Annotated in this window: 4 protein-coding genes; all 4 read left to right on the top strand. The window is 31.2% G+C overall.

What is annotated here, in order from left to right:
- Positions 1 to 372 (top strand): TatD family hydrolase (locus ACI3VO_RS15405; protein ID WP_439758763.1); only part of this gene is annotated, 372 nt, incomplete at its 5' end.
- A gap of 132 nt (positions 373 to 504) precedes the next feature.
- Complete coding sequence (locus ACI3VO_RS15400) at positions 505 to 885, top strand: proteasome assembly chaperone 4 family protein (RefSeq protein WP_439758762.1); 381 nt, start codon at positions 505 to 507, stop codon at positions 883 to 885.
- 1 nt (position 886) lies between these two features.
- Positions 887 to 1,513, top strand: coding sequence for a DUF3786 domain-containing protein (locus tag ACI3VO_RS15395; RefSeq protein ID WP_439758761.1), 627 nt, complete (start codon positions 887 to 889; stop codon positions 1,511 to 1,513).
- Positions 1,514 to 1,525: 12 nt separating this feature from the next.
- Positions 1,526 to 2,292, top strand: a 767-nt coding sequence (locus ACI3VO_RS15390) for an SH3 domain-containing protein (protein WP_439758760.1), incomplete at its 3' end; no start/stop codon positions are given.

Genomic DNA, 2,292 nt, shown 5'->3' with positions numbered 1-2,292 from the left:
CATGGAGATACATTTGATATTATAAAATCAACAAAGGCTCCTGAAACAGGATGCGTACTTCATTGCTATAGCGGTAATGTAGAATTAGCTAGAGAATATGTCAAAATGGGATGTTACATATCTATATCTGGAACTGTAACATTCAAAAACAACAAGAAAACAAAAGAAGTAGTAAGAGAAATACCTCTAGATAGACTGTTTATAGAAACTGATTCACCATATATGGCGCCAACGCCACATAGAGGAAAAAGAAATGATCCTACATTGGTGCAATTTGTAGCTGATACAATCGCACAGGAAAAGGGAATTTCTTATGAAGAGGTTTGTGAAGCGACAAAGGCAAATGCTAAGAGATTTTTCGGAATAAAATAGATATAAAAAAGCATGCAGAATAATTTTTATTTTGCATGTTTTTTTATATCTTTTATTAAAATTAATAGACTAAATTTATTACAATCACTATAATTTTAATTAGAAAATTAAAATAAAGGGTGAGAATAAAAATTGAAAAGTATAGATATTGATTTTGGAGAAGGAATATATAAAATAAGTGTCAGTTGCATATTTTGTGGAGCAGATATAAATATTGCAATTGTTGGAGGAGAGAGACCTCACATAGGTGCATGTGCATTGGCACAGTATTCAGAAAATACAGAGATTTCATCTATAAATGTAAGTGTCAGCACAATATGTGCTTTAGGACATAGAGATGATATTTTAGCTAGAGACATAGCAATGAAGTTATCAAAAAAATTTAAAGCAAATGTAGTAGTAAGTGTTGGGATACATGTAGATAATGCGAGTAAATCAGATATAGAAAAGCTCATATCCAACACAAATGAAGCAATACACAATTTAGAAAACAAAATAATAAATGAGGTGTAATATGGAAACAAATTACAAAGTCGCATATGAACATGAGTGGAAGGTTTTAAAATCAAGAGATTTAAACGATGTAGCTAAAAGAAGAGTGGCGATTTACGATCAAGAAAAAAATCAAATTAGGTTAAAATTTTTAAACAACGATTATATATTAGACTGCAATGAAGAAACTATAGTCAGAGAAAAAGACGGGTTTGTTCATTCTGCAGAAACAAGTGTAATAATACTAAATTATCTGGGTTATACAGAAATAGATGCCGAAAAATCAGACAAGTGGATCAGCATGAAGGAAATCCCAAATGGAGGCATGCAATTTTTCCCAGCTTTTTATAAAAATACAGTGATTCATTTAATAAACAAATATGGATACGATTTAGATGGATTCGAGCAAAGCTGTCTAGAATTAGGAGGAATTCCTTGTAATGTAGGCGATAAAGGCTTTGAATTTGAAGTATTTCCAAAGGTATCTGTGCGTGTAGGTCTTTGGGAGGGCGATGATGAGATTGCACCTGGAGTTAATGTATTGTTTAATAAAGATGTGCAAAACTTCATGCATGTAGAAGCTGCTATAGGAATGGGAATGTACATAGGTAAGCGAATTTTAAAGAAGGAAATCAGTGGGCTTTTATAAAGGAGATTAATAATGAGAATAAATTTGAAAAAAATAATCTTTATAGTGCTTGGTTTATTTATAGTTATTTTGCTTTTTAATATCAAGGATTTAAATATAAACTTGATAGGAAGTAACATAAAAATCGAAGAAGCTTCCGAAAATAATGAGCTTAAGGTAATAAAACAAGGTAAGGCAATATCTTCTGTAAGCGTTAGAAAAGGAGATTCCTCTTCTGATGATGTATTAGGCAAATTATCAGAAGGAGATAAAATCGATATTGTAGAAGATGCATCTAATGGATGGTACAAAATTAAATACAAAGATGGCTATGGATATATACCTAAAAAATATGCAATAGCTATATTAGATAAATTTTTATTTGTTGGTGATTCATATACAGATTTATTGAGAAGTACAATAGAATCAAATGCATCAGATACTATAATAAGAGCTAAATCAGGATGCTATCCTTCGTATTGGCTTGATAATTTTGATAAAATGCCAGATCCTTCGAAGGTGGAGGGTGTGTGCTTGTTGATTGGTGTAAATGGAATGGATGAAGCGCTTTATAATACTACTGTAGAAGATACGGAGCTATTGATAAAGAAACTATCAAAAAAATATTCTGATAAAGAAGTTTATGTTCAAAAGGTTTTTCCTCTTGGGGATAATTATCCTAAGGTTAAGGATAAGATTAAGTTGATTTCTGAGTTTAATCAAGAGATAAAAGATTATTGTAAAGCTATGCCAAATGTCGAGGTTATCGATACGACTGAAGGTTTGGTAGATGAGGATGG

This window comes from Intestinibacter sp. (assembly GCF_051866655.1).
Lineage (GTDB): Bacteria > Bacillota > Clostridia > Peptostreptococcales > Peptostreptococcaceae > Intestinibacter.
Note: the sequence above shows the minus strand (reverse complement) of the source record. Positions and strands in the feature narration are given on the sequence as shown.